Below are 17,302 nucleotides of genomic sequence, written 5' to 3' on the forward strand. Positions count from 1 at the left end.
CCGCCCGCACGGCTCACGGCTCTGATGATCACTGACGGAAGTAGGCTGGGGACATGTGGCAGTCGGAGGTGCGCGTCGACCTGGACGCGATCCGGGAGAACGTGACCCGGCTCAAGGCCGGCACCAGCGCCGAGCTGATGGCGGTGGTCAAGGGCGACGGGTACGGCCACGGCATGGTGCCGGCCGCCCGCGCGGCGCTCGACGCCGGGGCGGACCAGCTCGGCGTCTGCACGCTGGACGAGGCGCTGCGGCTGCGCGAGGAGGGCATCACCGCGCCGGTGCTGGCCTGGCTGCTCAGCCCCGGGGTGCCGCTGCACGACGGGATCACCGTCGGCGTCGACCTCGGCTGCGCCAGCCTCACCCAGCTCGACGAGATGATCCAGGCGAGCCGCCGGGCGGGCCGCCCGGCTCGGCTGCACCTCAAGATCGACACCGGGCTGGCCCGGGGCGGCGCCACCGTCGCCGACTGGCCGGCGCTGCTGGAGGCCGCCGCGAAGGCCCAGGCCGACGGCCTGGTCGAGGTGGTCGGTGTGTGGAGCCACTTCGTGTACGCGGACTCGCCCGGTCACCCCACCACCGACCGCCAGCTCGCCGTGTTCCAGGAAGGGCTGGAGATGGTGACGCGTGCCGGCCTGCGCCCGCGCTACCGGCACCTGGCCAACTCGGCCGCCACGCTCACCCGGCCGGACACCCACTTCGACCTGGTCCGTCCCGGCATCGCCGTCTACGGCCTGTCGCCGGTCGCGGGCGAGCAGTTCGGTCTGCGTCCGGCGATGACCGCCCGCGCCCGGGTGATGCTCACCAAGCGGGTGGCGGCCGGCACCGGCGTGTCCTACGGCCACACCTACCTCACCGAGCAGGAGGCCAACCTCGCGGTGGTGCCGCTCGGCTACGCCGACGGGGTGCCCCGGCACGCCTCCAGCACCGGGCCGGTGCAGCTCGCCGGCAAGCGCCGGACCATCTCCGGGCGGGTCTGCATGGACCAGTTCGTGGTCGACTGCGGCGACGACGAGGTGGCCGACGGCGACGTGGCGACGCTGTTCGGCAGCGGGGCGGACGGCGAGCCCACCGCCGACGACTGGGCCGAGGCCGTCGGCACCATCAACTACGAGATCGTGACCCGCTTCGGTGGCGTGCGCGTGCCCCGCGTCTACGACGGCGAGCGCGCATGAGTGTCCGGTTGCCGCGACCGCGTACCGCCGCCGGCAAGGTGGCCGGGCTGGTCGGCGCCGCCGTCGGTGTGGCCGCCGCCGGGCTCGCGGCGGGCGTGGTCAGCGAGCGGGTGCTGGTCCGCCGGCTCAAGAACGACCCGGCCGACCGGTACGCCGGCGAGCTCTTCGGCGAACAGCGCTACGACGAGGCGTACCGGATGGAGATGCCGGACGGCACCGACATCCACGTGGAGGTGGTCGAGCCGGCCCGCCCGGTCGCCGGGCACCCGACGGTGGTGCTGGTGCACGGGTTCTGCCTGGACATGGGCACGTTCCACTTCCAGCGCAAGCGGCTCGCCGAGCGGGGCGACTACCGGGTGGTCGCGTACGACCAGCCGGGGCACGGCCGTTCCGGCCGGCTGGAGAGCGGCGAGTACGACCTGACCGCGCTGGGCCACACGCTGCGCCGGGTGCTCGACGAGGTGGCCCCGGACGGGCCGCTGGTGCTGGTCGGGCACTCGATGGGCGGCATGACGATCATGGCGCTGGCCGAGCTGTACCCGGAGATGTTCGGTGACCGCGTGGTCGGCACGGTGCTGATGGCCACCTCGGGCGGCCTCGCGGCGGAGACCAAGCTGGTGGCGCCCGCGCTGCTCGGCCGCGTCGGCTCGCCGGTGCTCTACATGATGAGCAACGCCACCCGGTACGGCGGCACCGTGATCGACCGGGCCCGCCGGTCGACCTCGAACGTGGCCTGGCTGCTCACCCGCAAGTACGGGTTCGGCACCTCGAAGCCGAGCCCGGCGCTGGTGTCGTACGTCGAGACGATGAACTCGCGCACCTCGGCCGACACGGTCACCCGCTACCTGCGCACGATCGCCACCCACTCCCGGTTCCCGGCGCTGGCGGCGCTGGCCGGCACGCCGGTGCTGGTGATCGTGGGGGACAAGGACATGATCACGCCGGTGACGCACTCCGAGGAGATCGTCCGGCGGCTGCCGCACGCCGAGTTCGTGAAGATCCACGACAGCGGGCACGTGGTGATGCTGGAGCACGCCGACGAGGTGAATGCGGCGCTGGAGAGGTTCCTGGATTCGCTATGACAGTGGTCGTGGAACTGAAGACGGTCGACGACACCCACGGGTTCGGGCGGCGGCTTGCCGGTGTGCTGCGGGCCGGTGACCTGCTGCTGCTCAGCGGCCCGCTCGGGGCCGGCAAGACGGCGCTGACCCAGGGCATCGGCGCCGGCCTCGGCGTACGCGGGGACATCACCTCGCCCACCTTCGTCATCGCGCGGGTGCACCGGCCGGACCCGGAGCGGGGCGGCCGGGTGACGCTCGTGCACGCCGACGCGTATCGCCTGGGTGAGGCCGCCGACCCGCGGGCGGAGATCGACGACCTCGACCTGGACGCCTCGGTGGACGAGGCGGTGACAGTGGTGGAGTGGGGCGAGGGGATGGTCGAGCAGCTGGTCGACGCGCACCTGCGGGTACGCATCGACCGTCGCGACGACGACACCCGGGCGGTCACGCTGGAGCCGGTCGGCGGCGACTGGGCCGCCCGGGTCGCCGAACTGTCCTAGGGCTGGAGGGGCATCGTCCAGCAGTTGGAGTACGCGGTCCGCCCGGCGAGCCGGTCGGTCAGCCAGGCCACCGCGTCGCCCTGGTCGGTGATGAGCGGCACCAGGTGGTTGGTGAGGATCTTGTCCCCGAGGTCCGGCAGGGCGATCGCCTGGTAGGTCACGTCGCCGCCCTTGCGGCACCAGTCGACCGCCAGCTGGCGGGCCTGCCGGTGGGGCACGATGTCGTCCTGGACGCCGGTCGCCACGCGTACCGGGCCGGCGGGCTTGAGCGTGCCGATGCGCTGCCGGTCGAGGACGGCCTGGGCCTCGGGCGCGGCGGCGATGACGGCGGTGAGGGACCGGCCGCCGGTGATCCACCTGCTGCTCTTCGTGAACGCGTACCGGAGGATCGCGTCACCGACGCACATGGTGGAGGTGTCCTTGAGCGCCGCCCGCCCGGCGTCGTTGACGTTCGCCTCGATGACGTCCCGCACGGCCGGGTCGGACTGGGCGAAGCCGTTGAGCGACCAGCCGAGCGCTCCCGCCAGCGCGCTGCCGTCGATGCCGCCGATGACAGCCGTCAGGTCGGCGGGAGGCGCACCGACGTAGGTGCCGGCCAGCGGCACGTCGGGCGCGTAGGCGGGCTGGAGTTCGGCGGCGGCGGCGCTGGCGCCGCCGCCCTGGCTGTAGCCGTACAGACCGACGCGGGACCGGTCGGTGACCGACGCTCCCGGCACCGTGCGGGCGGCGCGGGCGGCGTCGAGCAGGGCCCGCCCCTCGTCGAGGCGGTTGACGTACGTGTGCAGCCGGTCGGTCGCGCCCAGGCCGACGTAGTCGGTGACGACGACGGCGGCGCCGGTGGCGAGGAGGCGGTAGATCGCCAGTGCCTCGTAGCCGACGGAGAGGGTGTCGCCGGTGAGGGTGAGCGGATGTTGCAGAGCGAACGAGGGCGCGCACTGGTCGCCCTGTCCCATGGTGCCGGAGGCGACGGCGACCAGCGGGCGTGGTCCGGTGCCCCGCCACGCCGCCCACGGTTCGATGTAGGCGCCGGTCACGCCGACGGCCCGGCCGTTGGAGTCGGTGGACCGGTACATCAGCCGGGTGGCGGTGCCGGGCATCGGGCGGCCGTCGAGCCCGGGGATGCTCAGGCCGAGCGGCAGCGGCTCGGTGCGGATCAGCGTGCCGTTGACGGCGGGCAGGTCGGCGGGTGGGTGGTAGAAGGCGGGGATGGTCACGCCGCGGGAGACCACCGGAGCGGTGTCGTCGGCGGCCGCGGGTGCGCCGGATCCGGCCAGGTACACGGCTGCCGCCGCGGCGACGGCGAGCATCCGGACGCCTCTCGGGCGGCGGGGGGAGAGGGCGGCGGAGGGCGTGCGGGGACGGGTGTTCCTACTGCTCACGGGCACTCCTAGCGAGCATCGATGGTGGTGGATGCAAGCTAGCAGCGGCGATGTGGCGTAAGTAACTTGCCAGTAGGTTACGCTCCGGTAACTTTTGCCGCCAGTGTCCCGGCCCTGCCGCCGCCCGGGAGTGTCGGTCGCGGCTGGTATGAAGATGGCGACCGACGAGGAGAGGTTGCCGATGCCCGACGCCCCCACCCTGGACCTGCCGGCGCTGCTGCCGGAGGCCTGGCGTGCCGTGCTCACCCCCCACCTGGACCCGGCCCGCACCGCGGCGCTGGCCGAGTTCGTCGCCCGGGAGTACGCGACCGCCACCGTCTTCCCGCCGCTGGAGGACCTCTTCTCCGCCTACCGGCTGTGCGGCCCGGCCGACACCCGGGTGCTCATCCTCGGGCAGGACCCCTACCACAAGGCGGGCCAGGCGCACGGGCTGAGCTTCAGCGTGCGCGAGGGGGTGGCGGTGCCGCCGTCACTGCGCAACGTCTTCAAGGAACTGGGCGAGGACCTGGGCGTGCCGAAGCCGCGCAGCGGCAACCTCGACGGCTGGGCCGCGCAGGGCGTCCTGCTGCTCAACTCGGTGCTGACGGTCCGGCAGGCCACCCCCGGCTCGCACGCGAACAAGGGCTGGGAGGAGTTCACCGACGCCACCATCCGGGCGCTCGACGCGCTCGACCAGCGCGTGGTCTTCCTGCTCTGGGGCGGCTACGCGCGCAAGAAGGCGGCGCTCGTGACCAACCCGCAGCACGTGGTGCTGGAGGCCGGGCACCCGAGCCCGATGAACCCGCGCGGCTTCCTCGGCAGCCGCCCGTTCAGCGCGGCCAACAAGGCGCTTGCCGACGCGGGGCTGCCCACCGTCGACTGGGAGCGTTCAGCCGGCTGACCCGCCCGGCGCCTCGCCCGCCCCGGCGAGGCGCCGCCGTAGCGGGTCAGTCAACGGTGCTCGCCCGGCTCCTCGGGCTCCGTGTGGATGCCGCCCCATCTCCGTCATCTCCGGAGAATGGCGGGCTCTCACCTCATCTCTTTGATCCGGGCGCTACGCACCGTGACCAAACGAGCGGTGAGGGCGTGACCGGGGCGGGCGGAGCGGACGGCTAGGCTGGTTCACCGTGCTCGTACTCGTGGTGGACTCCTCGACGCCCGCGGTGACCGCCGCCCTGGCCGAGGTCTCGGCGGACGGCGTCGCGCTCCGCGCGTCCCGGTGCACCGTCGACGCCCGCGCCCACGGCGAGCTGCTCGCGCCGCAGGTCGACGCCGTGCTGGCGGACGTCGGCGCGCGGCCCGCCGACCTGGCCGCGATCGTCGCCGGCCTCGGCCCGGGTCCGTTCACCGGGCTGCGGGTCGGGCTGGTCACCGCCGCCACCATGGGTCAGGTGCTCGGCGTACCCACGTACGGCGTCTGCTCGCTGGACGGGCTCGGCCACCCGGCGGCCGCCGGCGAGCCGGTGCTGGCGGCGAGCGACGCGCGGCGCCGGGAGATCTACTGGGCCGTCTACGACGGCGCCGGCCAGCGCCTGGCCGGCCCGGAGGTGGCGGCCCCGGCGGTGGTCGCGGAGCGGGCGCGCGAACTGGCGGTCACCGTCGCGGTCGGCGACGGCGCGCACCGGTACGCCGACGTGCTCGGGCTGCCGGTGCGCGACGAGCCGCGCTACCCGGACCCGCTGGCGCTGGCCCGTCTCGCGGCGCCACGGATCCGCGCGGGCGCGCCCGGCGAGACGCTCACCCCGCTCTACCTGCGTCGCCCGGACGCGGTCGCGGCCACCGGCCACAAGCCGGTCCTGCCATGAGGCTGGGCCGGTTCCGCTGGTGGCACATCGACGAGGTGCTGCCCATCGAGGCGGACCTGTTCGGCGCCGAGCAGTGGTCGGCGGCGATGTTCTGGAACGAACTCGCCAACGGGCACTTCTACCTGGTCGCCACCGACGACGACGCCACCGACGACGACGCCACCGGCGACGACGGCGCCGTGCTCGGCTACGCCGGGCTGGCCGTGTCCCCGCCCGACGAGGCGTGGGTGCAGAACGTCGCGGTCCGCCGGGACGCCCAGCGCCGGGGGATCGGCCGGCTGCTGCTGGAGGCGCTGCTCGCCGAGGCGGCCCGGCGCGGCGCCCGCAGCACGCTGCTGGAGGTCGCCGCGGACAACGCGCCCGCGCAACGGCTCTACGCCACGTACGGCTTCGAGCCGATCGGCGTACGGCGCGGCTACTACCAACCGAGCAACACCGACGCGCTGGTCATGCAGCGCAACGAGGACTGACGCGCATGGCTGACGAACCCCTGGTCCTCGGCATCGAGACCTCCTGCGACGAGACCGGCGTGGGCATCGTGCGCGGGCACACGCTGCTCGCCGACGCGCTCGCCTCCAGCGTCGAGGAGCACGCCCGGTTCGGCGGCGTGGTGCCCGAGGTGGCCAGCCGCGCCCACCTGGAGGCCATCGTGCCGACCATGGACCGGGCGCTGCGCGAAGCGGGCGTCACCCTCGCCGACATCGACGCCATCGCCGTGACCTCCGGGCCGGGCCTGGCCGGCGCGCTGCTCGTCGGGGTCGCCGCCGCCAAGGGGTACGCGGTGGCGGCGGAGAAGCCGGTGTACGGCGTGAACCACCTGGCCGCGCACGTCGCGGTGGACACGCTGGAACACGGCCCGCTGCCCGAGCCCGCCATCGCGCTGCTGGTCTCCGGCGGGCACTCCTCGCTGCTGCGCGTCGACGACCTGGCCCGCGACGTGGTGCCGCTCGGCGCGACCATCGACGACGCGGCCGGGGAGGCGTTCGACAAGGTGGCCCGGCTGCTCGGGCTGCCGTTCCCCGGTGGGCCGTACATCGACCGGGAGGCGCGCGCCGGCGACCCGGCGGCGATCGCGTTCCCGCGCGGGCTGACCGCCCCGAAGGACCTGGCCGGGCACCGGTACGACTTCTCCTTCTCCGGTCTGAAGACGGCGGTGGCCCGCTGGGTGGAGGCGCGGCAGCGGGCCGGTGAGCCGGTCCCGGTCGCCGACGTGGCCGCGTCCTTCCAGGAGGCGGTCTGCGACGTGCTCGTCGGCAAGGCGATCGACGCCTGCCGCACCAGCGGCATCGACACGCTGGTGATCGGCGGCGGCGTGGCCGCCAACTCGCGCCTGCGGGCGATGGCCGAGCAGCGGGCCGGCAGGCACGGCATCCGGGTGCGTACGCCCCGGCCGAAGCTCTGCACGGACAACGGCGCGATGGTGGCCGCGCTCGGCTCGCACCTGGTGGCCGCGGGCGTCGCGCCGAGCCGGCTGGACCTGCCGGCCGACTCGGCGATGCCGCTGACAGTGGTCAGCGTGTGAGCGGGGAGGGGACCGACATGATCGTCCGCATGTGGGAGGCCAAGGCCGAGCCGTACGGCTTCGCCGACCTGATCACCTGGGTCTGCGAGACCGCGCTGCCCGAGTTCGAGCACGACCCGATGCACGTCTCCAGCGAGGTGTTCTCCTCCACCGACCACCGGCTCGTGGTCATCTCCAAGTGGCGGAACAACCCCCGGGAGCTGCCGGAGCCGCCGGCGCGCCTGATCGCCCGCCCGCCGCACAGCTGGGACTTCACCCAGGTCGACCGCTGACGCGACGGCCGTCACGACGGCCGGAATTGGTTGGCGCACGGGTCGCCCCGGCACCTAGCGTCGGTGGGCCATGCGCTTCTCACCGGCCGGCGATCCCGGCACCCCCGACGCGCGGTCGGCCACCCGATACCTCGTGTGGCTCGCCGGGCGGCACCCCGTCATCTTCGGCGCCGGTCTCGCGCTCGGCGTGATCTGGATGCTGGCCCAGGCGCTGGTGCCGGCTGTGCTCGGCCGCGCCGTGGAAGCCGGCCTGGCCCAACGCGACCCGGACGCGCTGGTGCGCTGGAGTCTGGCGCTGCTCGGGCTGGGTCTGGTGCAGGCCGTCGCCGGGATCCTGCGCCACCGCTGCGCGGTGCACAACTGGCTCGGCGCCGCCTACCGCACCGTCCAGGTGACGGTGGACGCCACCAACCGCCTCGGTGCCGCGCTGCCCCGGCGGGTCGCGGCGGGCGAGGTGGTGAGCATCGGCACCGCCGACATCGAGCACATCGGCAGCGCCATCGACATCACCGCCCGTGGCGCCGGCTCGGTGGTCGGCATCGTCACCGTCGCGGTGATCCTGCTCAACGCCTCCCAGCCGCTCGGCCTCGTGGTGGTGCTCGGGGTGCCGCTGCTGATGGCGCTCGTGGCGTTGCTGATCCGCCCGCTGCACCGGCAGCAGGCCGCGTACCGGGACTCGACCGGCCGGCTCACCGCCCGGGCCGCGGACATCGTCTCCGGCCTGCGCGTGCTGCGCGGAGTCGGCGGTGAGCCGGTGCTGTCCGAGCGCTACCGGCAACGCTCGCAGGCGTTGCGCGCGGACGGGCTGCGGGTGGCCCGGGTCGAGTCGCTGCTGCAGGCCGCGCAGATCCTGCTGCCCGGCGTCTTCGTGGTGCTGGTGACCTGGCTCGGCGCCCGGTTCGCGCTGCGCGGCGAGATCAGCGCCGGCGAGCTGGTCTCGTTCTACGGCTACACCGCGTTCCTGGTCAGCCCGCTGCGCAACCTCACCGAGGCGGCCGACAAGCTGACCCGGGGACACGTGGCGGCCCGCCGGGTGGTCCGGTTGCTGCGGCTCGCGCCGGAGTTCACCGACCCGGCCACCCCGGGGCCGGTGCCGGCCGGTCCGGGCGAGCTGGCGGACGTACGCTCCGGACTCGTCCTGCGACCGGGCCGGCTCACCGCGCTGGCCACCGCCACCCCGCAGGACGCCACCGAGATCGCCGACCGGCTCGGCCGGTACGCCGACGGGGACGTCACGCTGCACGGCGTACCGCTGCGGGACGTGGCACTGGCGACGGTGCGGGAGCGGATCCTGGTGGCCGACAACGACGCGCAGCTGTTCAGCGGCGTGCTGCGCACGGAGCTGGACCCGCACGACCGGGCCGAGCCCGGCGCCGTCGAGGCGGCGCTGGCCGCGGCGAGCGCCACCGACATCGTCGAGGCGCTGCCCGGCGGCCTGGACGGCGAGGTCGCCGAACGCGGCCGGGAGTTCTCCGGCGGGCAGCGGCAACGGCTGCGGCTGGCCCGCGCGCTCGTCGCCGACCCGGAGACGTTGATCCTGGTCGAGCCGACCAGCGCGGTGGACGCGCACACCGAGGCGCGCATCGCCGAACGGCTCGGTCCGGCCCGCCACGGCCGGACCACGCTCGTCTGCACCACGAGCCCGCTGGTGCTCGGCCACGCCGACCACGTGGTCTTCGTGGAGGACGGCAAGGTCGTCGCCGAGGGCCGGCACGAGGAACTGCTCGCCGCCGAGCCGCGCTACGCCGCCACGGTGAGCCGGGAGGAGGACCGATGAGCAACGCGCTGCCCGTCGCCGACATCGCCCAGGTCCGCCGGTACGTGCGCGAGCTGATCCGCCGTCACCCGCGTGGCCTGGCCGCCGCGCTCGGCCTGCACGCGCTCGCCGCCGGGGCCGGGCTCGTCGCCCCGCGCCTGCTCGGCGACCTGGTGCAGGGGATCTCCCAGGGCATCGCCGCGACGACAGTGGACCGGGTCGTGGCGGCCATCGCCGCGTTCGTGGTGGTGCAGGCGGTGCTGGTCCGCTTCGCGCACCTGGCCTCGGCCCGGCTCGGTGAGCGGGTGCTCGCCGAGCTGCGGGAGGAGTTCGTCGACCGGGTGCTCGCGCTGCCGCTGGCCACAGTCGAGCGGGCCGGCACCGGCGACCTGCTCACCCGCACCTCGCGGGACGTCGCCGCGCTGTCCCGTACGGTCCGGTTCGCCGGGCCGGAGACGCTCATCGCGGCGCTGACCGTGCTGCTGATCCTCGGCGCGCTGCTGCTGACCGGTCCGCTGCTGGCGCTGCCCAGCCTGCTGGCGGTGCCGGTGCTGTGGGCCGGCACGCGCTGGTACCTGCGCCGTGCGCCGCAGGGCTACCTGCGGGAGAACGCGGCCTACTCGGACATCACCGACGGGATCAGCGAGACGGTCGAGGGGGCGCGGACCACCGAGGCGCTGCGGCAGGCGGCCCGCCGCCGGGCCCGCGGCGACGCGGACATCCGCCGGTCGTACGCGGCCGAGCGCTACACGCTCCACCTGCGGACCGTGTTCTGGCCGGTGGCCGAGTTCGGCTACCTGGTGCCGATGGTGGCGACCCTGCTCATCGGCGGCTGGTTCCACCTGAAGGGCTGGGCCAGCCTCGGTCAGGTCACCGCCGCCACGCTCTACGCCCAGCAGCTCACCGACCCGATCGAGCGGCTGCTCGGCTGGCTGGACGAGTTCCAGGTCGGCGGCGCCTCGCTGGCCCGGCTGCTCGGGGTGGCGGCCGAGCCGGACGAGCGCACCAGGGCATCCGGCACGCCGGACGAGCGCACCGCCGCTCGGGGCAGTGCGGGCGGCGACGGCCGGCTCGCCGCGCACGACGTCCGGTACGCGTACCGCCCGGGTCACGACGTGCTGCACGGCGTGACGCTGGAACCCCGGCCGGGGGAGCGGCTGGCGATGGTCGGCCCGTCCGGGGCGGGCAAGTCGACGCTGGGCCGGCTGCTGGCCGGCGTGCACGCGCCGAACGCCGGCACGGTGACGGTGGACGGCCGCCCGCTGGCCGGGATGCCCCTGGCCGAGCTGCGTACCCATGTCGCGCTCGTCAGTCAGGAGCACCACGTGTTCATCGGCACGCTCGCCGACAACGTGGCGATGGTCCGGCCGGACGCCGACCCGGAGCGGGTACGCGCGGCGCTGGCCGCCGTCGACGCGCTGGACTGGGCGCTGGCCCTGCCGGACGGGCTCGACACGCAGGTCGGCGCGGGCGGACACCCGCTCACCCCGGCGCAGGCGCAGCAGCTCGCGCTGGCCCGGCTGGTGCTCGCCGACCCGCACACGCTGGTGCTGGACGAGGCAACCTCGCTGATCGACCCGCGGGCGGCCCGGGCCCTGGAACGGTCGCTGGCGGCGGTGCTTCAGGGCCGTACCGTCATCGCCATCGCGCACCGGCTCTTCTCCGCGCACGACGCGGACCGTGTGGCGGTGGTCGCCGACGGCCGGATCACCGAGCTGGGATCACACGACGAGCTGGTCGCGGCCGGTGGCTCGTACGCCGCGCTGTGGCGTTCCTGGCACGGCTGAGGACGCGCGACGGGCCCCGGCGACGTGCCGGGGCCCGCTCGACGGACGGGTCACGAACGGCGGGTCAGCCGCCAGGTCGCGTACCCGCCGGTGCCGAGCGCGATCAGGAACACCGCCCACACCACCCCGGTGCCGACCTGGAGCCCACCACCGCTGCCCACGTTGGCCTGGGCGGCGGCGACGAGCGAGTCGCTCTGCGCGGGCGGCAGCGCGGCCGGTGGCAACTGCTGCCAGCGCACCAGCCCGGTGCTCTCCAGCATGGTCATGTGGTCGTTGACGAACGTGTTGGCGTCCTCGGCCAGCTTGCGCACGATCGGGTCGCGGGTGCTGGCCCGGACCGCGCCGATCACCGGGAAGATCTTGCCGTGGGCGACCCGCAGCCGGGTGACGAAGATCTGGTCGAACCGGGCGCCGGTGGCGTTCCGCATCTCGGTCAGCCACCCCTGCTGCTCGGCCGTCGGATCCGTCGGCAGGGTGGCGCCGAGCTTGTTGGCCGCCTCGACCACCAGCTGGTCCAGCTCCGCGTGCTGCTTGGCGATCTCCGCGCCGACCTCGCGTACCCGGGCGGACTGGCCCTTCTCGGCCGCCATCTGCCCGGCCGGCATCTCCCACAGCCCGGCCAGCCGTACGCCGTTGAGCAGCGTCATGTCGGCGGCGTTCATCTGCACGCCGGGGTTGGGTGCGGCCTGCGCCGTCCCGGGAACGACGCCGATCCCCGCGCCCAGCGCGGCGAGCAGCAGTACCACCCGGTGCGCCAGCTTGCGGCGTGCGGATTCCAGCGATGCCATGGTTGCGGTGCCTCCTCGGTCCGGACCGGTACGCGGGGTCGTGGACGGCCGCGCAAGCCGGCCGCCCGTCCGCACACTGGTACGGATCGGCGGGCCGATCAGTTCAGCGGGTCGGCGAGGAGTCGTTCGAACGCCAGCTCGGCGGCGCCGATCAGCGCCGCGTCGTCACCGAGCTTCGGGGTACGCAGCCGCACGTGCTCCAGGCACGCGGGCAGCCCGTTGGAGTTGAGCCGGCTGCGCACCTGCGCGGCGGAGGCCAGGTAGAGGTCGCGCATGGTGCCGCCGAAGATGACCATCTCCGGGTTGAAGATGTTGACCAGGTTCGCGACGCCGAAGCCGAGCCAGTCACCGGCCTGCCGTACCGCGGTCTGGGCGCGGGCGTCGCCGCGGTCGGCGGCGTCGAAGACGGCGAGCAGCGCGTCCCGGCCGCGTGCCTCGGACCGGCCGGCGGCGCGCAGCAGCCCGTGCTCGCCGATCTCGGTCTCCCAGCAGCCGCGCCGGCCGCAGTCGCAGCGCACCCCGTCGCGGACCACCACCATGTGGCCGACCTCGCCGCCGTAGCCGCCGTGCCCGGTCAGCCGCCGCCCTCCGGCGATGATGCCCGCGCCCACACCGACGTCGCCGTAGAGGTAGATGACGTTGTCGCAGCCGACCGCCGCGCCGCGGGCGTGCTCGGCGTACGCGGCCACGTCGGCCACGTTGCCCACCGTGATCGGTACGTCTATCCCCAGCTCGACGGCGAGCGCGGCGCCGATCGGCTCGTCCACCCAGCCGGTGGTCGGGCTGAGCCGGACCAGACCGTCCTCCCGGCGGACCATGCCGCAGACCGCCAGCCCGGCGCCCACGCAGACCGCGTCCGCCGGCACCGACTGGTGCATCTCCTTGACCGCGCCCGCGAGCAGCGGGGCGGCCTCCCCGGCGACCAGGTTGCGCGGCCGGTCCATCTCCCGGCGGTCGAGCACCTCACCGCCGAGCCCGACCCGCGCGGCCCGCAGCCGGTCCACCTCGACGCTGTACGCGTACGCGTAGACCCGTTCCGACTCGGGCCGGACGACGAGTGACGGTCGTCCGGCCCGGCCGGTCTCCTTCGGCGTCCCCTCGCTGACCAGACCGGCGCCGGCCAGGTCCGCGGTCAGCGCGCCGATGGTGCTGCGGTTGAGTCCGAGCGCGGTGGTCAGTTCGGCGCGGGTGGTGGCCCCGTGAACGTGTACGTAGCGGAGCAATGCGCCCAGGTTCTGCCGACGGATCTCGTCCTGACTGGGGCCCGCGCGCATTGCCACTGCCATGGTGTTTCCGTACCCCTGATCAGCGGTTGCCGGTGGCGGCGGCCCGCCGACGCGACAGCGCGTCGATCGTCGCCGCGGCGAGCAGCACCACGCCGGTGACCACGTACTTCACGCCCGAGCTGTATCCCATCAGTCCCATACCGTTGTCGATGACCGCGACCACCGCGCCACCGAGCACGGCGTCGAGGATCCGGCCCTTGCCGCCGAAGAGGCTGGTGCCGCCGATCACCGCCGCGCCGACGGCGTAGAGCAGTACGTTACTGCCCCCGGTGTTGGGGTCGACGGAGTTGCCCCTGCTGGCGGCCACGATGCCGCCGATGGCGGCCATCGAGGAGCAGATGACGAAGACGGAGATGCGGATGCGGTCGACGTTGATGCCGGCCCGGCGGGCCGCCTCGGCGTTGCCGCCGACCGCGTAGATGTGCCGCCCGTAGCTGGTGCGCTGGAGCACGAACGTCCAGACGATCAGCAGCACCGCGATGATCGGCACCACGATCGGCACGCCCTTGAGCGAGGTGATCAGCACGTTGCGGCTGCGCTCCAGGTTGAGCACGTAGACAGCGACGCCGAGGATCACCGCGAGGCCGGCGATCCGGGCGGCGACCACCGCGATCGGGTCGGTGAGCAGGCCGCGGGCGGCCCGGTTGCGGTACCGCAGCAACTGCACGGCCGCGTACCCGGCGACTGCCACCGCGGCCAGCGCCCAGCCCAGCGCGGGGGTGAGGTTGCGGTTGGCGATCGCGACGAGCACGTCGTCGCGGATCGCGATGTTGGCGCCCTCGTCCATCAGCGTCAGCACGACGCCCTGGAAGGCCAGGAACCCGGCGAGCGTGACCACGAAGGACGGGATGCCGACCTTGGCGACCAGCAGGCCCAGCACGGTGCCGATGACCACGCCGGTGACGACGGCGGCGAGCACCGCCACGTACCAGGGGTAGCCGAGCACGGTGACCACATTGGCCAGGATCGCGGCGCAGACGCCGCTGGCGAAGCCGGCGGAGAGGTCGATCTCGCCGAGCAGCAGGACGAAGACCAGGCCCATGGCGATGAGCGTGACGGCCGCGCCCTGGGTGAACAGGTTCGCCAGGTTGCCGGCGGTGAAGAACGACGGGCGGGCGATCGAGAAGCCCACCGCCAGCGCCACGAGCATGACCACAGCGGGCAGCGCGCCGATGTCGCCGCCGCGTACCCGGCGCCAGTAGTTGTTCACGTGGCTGCTCATGGTCGGTGTCGGTGTGACACCGGCCGGGCCTTCCTTCTTCACGACGATGGCGGTCATCGGACGGCTCCTGGAGTGGTGTCGGCGGGCGCGGCGCCGTTGCCGCCCGGCTCGCCGGTGAGGCCGAGGCTGCCGGAGCGGCCGGCGGTGATCAGCTCGACCACCTGCGAGTGGGTGATGTCGGTGGTCTTCACCTGAGCGACCATCTGGCCGAGGTAGAGCGCGGCGATCCGGTCGGAGACGGCGAAGACGTCGTTCATGTTGTGCGAGATGAGCACCACGGCCAGGCCGTTGTCGGCCAGCCGGCGCACCAGCTCCAGCACCTGGGCGGTCTGCGCGACGCCGAGCGCGGCGGTCGGCTCGTCCAGGATGACGAGCCTGCTGTTCCAGAGCACGGCCTTGGCGATGGCGACGGTCTGCCGCTGGCCGCCGGAGAGGCTGGCCACGTGCTGGCGCAGCGACTTCACGGTGCGCACGCTCAGGCCGGCGAGCGTCTCGGCGGCCATCTGCTCCATGGTCGGCTCGTCGAGCACGATGCCGCTGCGCTTCTCCCGGCCGAGGAACATGTTCTGCACGATGTCGAGGTTGTCGCAGAGCGCGAGGTCCTGGTAGACGACCTCGATCCCGAGCGCGGCGGCGTCGCGGGGGCTGTTGATGGTCACCGGCCTGCCGTCGAAGAGGAACTCGCCGGCGTCGGTGGGGTGGATGCCGCTGATGCACTTGACCAGGGTCGACTTGCCGGCGCCGTTGTCGCCGACGAGCGCGGTCACCTCGCCGGGGTGCGCGGCGAAGGCGACGTCGCGGAGCACCTGGACGGGACCGAAGCTCTTGTCGATCCCGCGTAGCTCCAGCAGGGGGGTTGCGGACACGGGGTTCTCCTTTGGGCGGAGGGAGGTCTCGGATCCCGTCCGGCGCCGCCTGAGGCGGGTGGGTCAGCTCACGCCGGCGTCGGTGCAGAGCTTCGCGAAGGCACCGGTGCAGAGCTCTTCCTTGGTGACGTAGCCGTCGGCCACCACGTCCTTGACGTTGTCCTTGTAGATGGCCTTGGGCTCGAGCAGCACGGCCGGCACGTCCCGGTTGCCCTCCGGGTCCTTGACCGTCTGGCCGGTGTCCTTCTTCTCGCCCTTGGCGAGCGCGATGGCCAGCTCGGCGGCGGCGTCCGCCTCCTTCTTGACCGCCTTGTAGACGGTCATGCACTGGTCACCGGCGAGGATGTTCTGCAGGCCCTCCTTGGTGGCGTCCTGACCGGTCACCGGGACCTTGCCGTTGAGCTTGTTCTTCTTCAGCACCGAGATGGCCGCGTTGCCGAGACCGTCGTTGGCGGCGAGCACGCCGTCGATCTTGCCGCCGGCCTTGGTCATCTGCTGCTCGAAGATCGTGGCGGCCTGCGCGTTGTCCCAGGCCGGCACCGGGTCGTCGGCGACCTTGGTGTATTCCTTCGAGTCGAACTTCGGCTTGAGCACCGAGTCGTACCCGTTCTTGAACAGGGTGGCGTTGTTGTCGGTCGGCGAGCCGTTGAGGTACGAGATCGACGGGTTCTTGACGCCCTTGTCGGTCAGGCACTTGCTCAGGCCCTCGCCCTGGAGCTTGCCGACCGCCTCGTTGTCGAAGCTGACGTAGTACTGGGCGGAGCCGCCCAGGGTCAGCCGGTCGTAGTCGATGGTCGCGACGCCCTGCGACTTGGCCTTGTCGAGCACGGCCTTGCCGGTGCCGGAGTCCAGGTTGACGATCATCAGGACGTTGACGCCGCTGGTGATCATCTGGTCGGCGATGGTCTGGAACGCGGTCTTGTCGTTCTGCGCGTTCTGGATGTCGGACTCGACGCCGGCCGCGTCGAACGCCGCCTTGAGGTACTTGCGGTCCGCGCCCTCCCAGCGGGCGGAGGACTTGCTGTCCGGCAGGATCACGCCGATCTTCGGCTTCTTGGCGTTGGAGCCGCCGGCCTCGTCGGAAGAACCGCCGTTGTCACCGCATGCGGCCATGCTGCCGGTCGCGAGAAGACCGACGGCCGCGAAGGTGAGGAAGCCCTTGCGCATGTGCAGGGTCCTTTCGGAGGTGGGGGAGTGGTGATGTTTTGTTGTGTCCGGCAACGTATTCCCCGTTTCCCATGCGCCGCAAGACTGCCGAGGTCAGAAGTTTGTTGGCGGCGGTAACAATTCAGCAACGCGGTTGTCACCCACGGGACACCACCGGGAGAGCGCGTTCCGGGAACGCTCCCACACGTACCGTCACGACCCCGCTCAGATGGCGGCGATCGATGCCGTCGTCGCCCCGGTGAGCGCAACCAGATCCGTCGGCGCGAGCTGCACCTGCAACCCCCGGCGACCCGCCGAGACGTACACCGTCGGATGCGCCAGCGCCGAGGCGTCGATGACCGTCGGTAGCCGCTTGCGCTGCCCGAGCGGGCTGATGCCGCCGCGGACGTACCCGGTCGCCCGCTCGGCGGTCGCCCGGTCCGCCATGGTGGCCCGCTTGCCGCCGGCCGCGGCGGCGAGCGCCTTCAGGTCCAGCTCGCCGGTCACCGGCACCACCGCCACCGTCAGCCCGCCGTCGACCTCGGTGACGAGCGACTTGAACACGCGCTCCGGCGCCACCCCGAGCGCGGTCGCCACGAGCGCGCCGTAGTTCGGCGCGTCCGGCGACACGTCGTAGGTGTGGGTGCTGTGGGCGATCTTCCGCTTGCTCAGCAACGCGATCGCCGGAGTGCCGGGGCCCGCCATGGGCGTCAAGCTAGCCCGGCTGTCGGCCGACCGCGAGCCGAAACCGCGCGCCGGGG

General features: G+C 73.3%; 17 protein-coding genes. 10 read left to right on the top strand and 7 right to left on the bottom strand.

Translation table 11 applies throughout. From position 1 onward, the window contains the following. Nucleotides 1-53 precede the first annotated feature (53 nt). From alr to tsaE, 3 genes are read left to right on the top strand one after another with little or no spacing between them, the layout of a single operon-like run. Entirely contained in the window at nt 54-1,172 is a 1,119-nt protein-coding gene (alr, locus tag M8C11_RS12405; protein ID WP_252449618.1) for an alanine racemase, read from the top strand. Beyond that, nucleotides 1,169-2,254, top strand: coding sequence for an alpha/beta fold hydrolase (locus M8C11_RS12410; protein ID WP_252449619.1), 1,086 nt, complete (start codon nt 1,169-1,171; stop codon nt 2,252-2,254). Before alr ends, M8C11_RS12410 begins: the two co-directional genes overlap by 4 nt. After that, the gene (gene tsaE / locus M8C11_RS12415) at nt 2,251-2,733 is read left to right on the top strand and encodes a tRNA (adenosine(37)-N6)-threonylcarbamoyltransferase complex ATPase subunit type 1 TsaE (RefSeq protein ID WP_121685467.1); all 483 of its coding nucleotides are present in this window, start codon (nt 2,251-2,253) and stop codon (nt 2,731-2,733) included. Before M8C11_RS12410 ends, tsaE begins: the two co-directional genes overlap by 4 nt. Here tsaE and M8C11_RS12420 read toward each other — a convergent pair. Further along, nucleotides 2,730-4,112, bottom strand: coding sequence for a lipase family protein (locus M8C11_RS12420; RefSeq protein ID WP_252449620.1), 1,383 nt, complete (start codon nt 4,110-4,112; stop codon nt 2,730-2,732). The genes tsaE and M8C11_RS12420 overlap by 4 nt on opposite strands. A gap of 181 nt (nt 4,113-4,293) precedes the next feature. On the opposite strand from M8C11_RS12420, the gene ung reads away from it, so the two are divergent. The 7 genes from ung (at nt 4,294) to M8C11_RS12455 (ending at nt 11,233) form a co-directional block, all read left to right on the top strand. After that, nucleotides 4,294-4,992: a uracil-DNA glycosylase gene (gene ung / locus M8C11_RS12425; protein WP_013288560.1), complete on the top strand. Its 699-nt coding sequence runs from the start codon at nt 4,294-4,296 to the stop codon at nt 4,990-4,992. A gap of 226 nt (nt 4,993-5,218) precedes the next feature. Beyond that, nucleotides 5,219-5,896: a tRNA (adenosine(37)-N6)-threonylcarbamoyltransferase complex dimerization subunit type 1 TsaB gene (gene tsaB / locus M8C11_RS12430; protein ID WP_120573130.1), complete on the top strand. Its 678-nt coding sequence runs from the start codon at nt 5,219-5,221 to the stop codon at nt 5,894-5,896. Further along, nucleotides 5,893-6,366: a ribosomal protein S18-alanine N-acetyltransferase gene (gene rimI / locus M8C11_RS12435; RefSeq protein ID WP_252449621.1), complete on the top strand. Its 474-nt coding sequence runs from the start codon at nt 5,893-5,895 to the stop codon at nt 6,364-6,366. The genes tsaB and rimI overlap by 4 nt, the downstream gene beginning before the upstream one ends. 5 nt (nt 6,367-6,371) lie before the next feature. Continuing rightward, a complete protein-coding gene (gene tsaD / locus M8C11_RS12440) occupies nt 6,372-7,418 on the top strand; it encodes a tRNA (adenosine(37)-N6)-threonylcarbamoyltransferase complex transferase subunit TsaD (RefSeq protein WP_252449622.1) in 1,047 nt (348 codons plus the stop codon). 17 nt (nt 7,419-7,435) lie between these two features. Further along, the gene (locus M8C11_RS12445; protein WP_091426737.1) at nt 7,436-7,690 is read left to right on the top strand and encodes a hypothetical protein; all 255 of its coding nucleotides are present in this window, start codon (nt 7,436-7,438) and stop codon (nt 7,688-7,690) included. 70 nt (nt 7,691-7,760) lie between these two features. After that, a complete protein-coding gene (locus M8C11_RS12450; RefSeq protein ID WP_252449623.1) occupies nt 7,761-9,467 on the top strand; it encodes an ABC transporter ATP-binding protein in 1,707 nt (568 codons plus the stop codon). Next, nucleotides 9,464-11,233, top strand: coding sequence for an ABC transporter ATP-binding protein (locus M8C11_RS12455; RefSeq protein ID WP_252449624.1), 1,770 nt, complete (start codon nt 9,464-9,466; stop codon nt 11,231-11,233). The genes M8C11_RS12450 and M8C11_RS12455 overlap by 4 nt, the downstream gene beginning before the upstream one ends. A 50-nt stretch (nt 11,234-11,283) precedes the next feature. On the opposite strand, the gene M8C11_RS12460 is transcribed toward M8C11_RS12455, so the two are convergent. From M8C11_RS12460 to ybaK, 6 genes are all read right to left on the bottom strand, one after another. Continuing rightward, entirely contained in the window at nt 11,284-12,021 is a 738-nt protein-coding gene (locus M8C11_RS12460) for a DUF4142 domain-containing protein (RefSeq protein ID WP_120573135.1), read from the bottom strand. Between the two features lie 98 nt (nt 12,022-12,119). Beyond that, nucleotides 12,120-13,295 carry an ROK family protein gene (locus tag M8C11_RS12465; RefSeq protein WP_121685460.1) on the bottom strand — a complete coding sequence of 392 codons (1,176 nt, stop codon included), beginning with the start codon at nt 13,293-13,295 and terminating at the stop codon, nt 12,120-12,122. 31 nt (nt 13,296-13,326) lie between these two features. Then, nucleotides 13,327-14,586 carry a sugar ABC transporter permease gene (locus tag M8C11_RS12470; protein WP_120573137.1) on the bottom strand — a complete coding sequence of 420 codons (1,260 nt, stop codon included), beginning with the start codon at nt 14,584-14,586 and terminating at the stop codon, nt 13,327-13,329. Next, nucleotides 14,583-15,395, bottom strand: coding sequence for an ATP-binding cassette domain-containing protein (locus tag M8C11_RS12475; protein ID WP_120573138.1), 813 nt, complete (start codon nt 15,393-15,395; stop codon nt 14,583-14,585). Before M8C11_RS12475 ends, M8C11_RS12470 begins: the two co-directional genes overlap by 4 nt. 63 nt (nt 15,396-15,458) lie before the next feature. Next, nucleotides 15,459-16,562, bottom strand: coding sequence for a sugar ABC transporter substrate-binding protein (locus M8C11_RS12480; protein WP_135242027.1), 1,104 nt, complete (start codon nt 16,560-16,562; stop codon nt 15,459-15,461). 204 nt (nt 16,563-16,766) lie between these two features. After that, on the bottom strand, nt 16,767-17,246 hold the full coding sequence (gene ybaK, locus M8C11_RS12485; RefSeq protein WP_145754042.1) for a Cys-tRNA(Pro) deacylase: 480 nt from the start codon (nt 17,244-17,246) through the stop codon (nt 16,767-16,769). Nucleotides 17,247-17,302: the final 56 nt, after the last annotated feature.

The sequence above is a fragment of the Micromonospora sp. CPM1 genome (genome assembly GCF_023896895.1).
Taxonomy (GTDB): domain Bacteria; phylum Actinomycetota; class Actinomycetes; order Mycobacteriales; family Micromonosporaceae; genus Micromonospora; species Micromonospora tulbaghiae.

Coding starts and splice junctions, on each gene's coding strand:
- alr (WP_252449618.1), top strand. CDS start 54: ATGTGGCAGTCGGAGGTGCGCGTCGACCTGGACGCGATCCGGGAGAAC.
- M8C11_RS12410 (WP_252449619.1), top strand. CDS start 1,169: ATGAGTGTCCGGTTGCCGCGACCGCGTACCGCCGCCGGCAAGGTGGCC.
- tsaE (WP_121685467.1), top strand. CDS start 2,251: ATGACAGTGGTCGTGGAACTGAAGACGGTCGACGACACCCACGGGTTC.
- ung (WP_013288560.1), top strand. CDS start 4,294: ATGCCCGACGCCCCCACCCTGGACCTGCCGGCGCTGCTGCCGGAGGCC.
- rimI (WP_252449621.1), top strand. CDS start 5,893: ATGAGGCTGGGCCGGTTCCGCTGGTGGCACATCGACGAGGTGCTGCCC.
- tsaD (WP_252449622.1), top strand. CDS start 6,372: ATGGCTGACGAACCCCTGGTCCTCGGCATCGAGACCTCCTGCGACGAG.
- M8C11_RS12445 (WP_091426737.1), top strand. CDS start 7,436: ATGATCGTCCGCATGTGGGAGGCCAAGGCCGAGCCGTACGGCTTCGCC.
- M8C11_RS12450 (WP_252449623.1), top strand. CDS start 7,761: ATGCGCTTCTCACCGGCCGGCGATCCCGGCACCCCCGACGCGCGGTCG.
- M8C11_RS12455 (WP_252449624.1), top strand. CDS start 9,464: ATGAGCAACGCGCTGCCCGTCGCCGACATCGCCCAGGTCCGCCGGTAC.
- M8C11_RS12460 (WP_120573135.1), bottom strand. CDS start 12,021: ATGGCATCGCTGGAATCCGCACGCCGCAAGCTGGCGCACCGGGTGGTA.
- M8C11_RS12465 (WP_121685460.1), bottom strand. CDS start 13,295: ATGCGCGCGGGCCCCAGTCAGGACGAGATCCGTCGGCAGAACCTGGGC.
- M8C11_RS12470 (WP_120573137.1), bottom strand. CDS start 14,586: ATGACCGCCATCGTCGTGAAGAAGGAAGGCCCGGCCGGTGTCACACCG.
- M8C11_RS12480 (WP_135242027.1), bottom strand. CDS start 16,562: ATGCGCAAGGGCTTCCTCACCTTCGCGGCCGTCGGTCTTCTCGCGACC.
- ybaK (WP_145754042.1), bottom strand. CDS start 17,246: ATGGCGGGCCCCGGCACTCCGGCGATCGCGTTGCTGAGCAAGCGGAAG.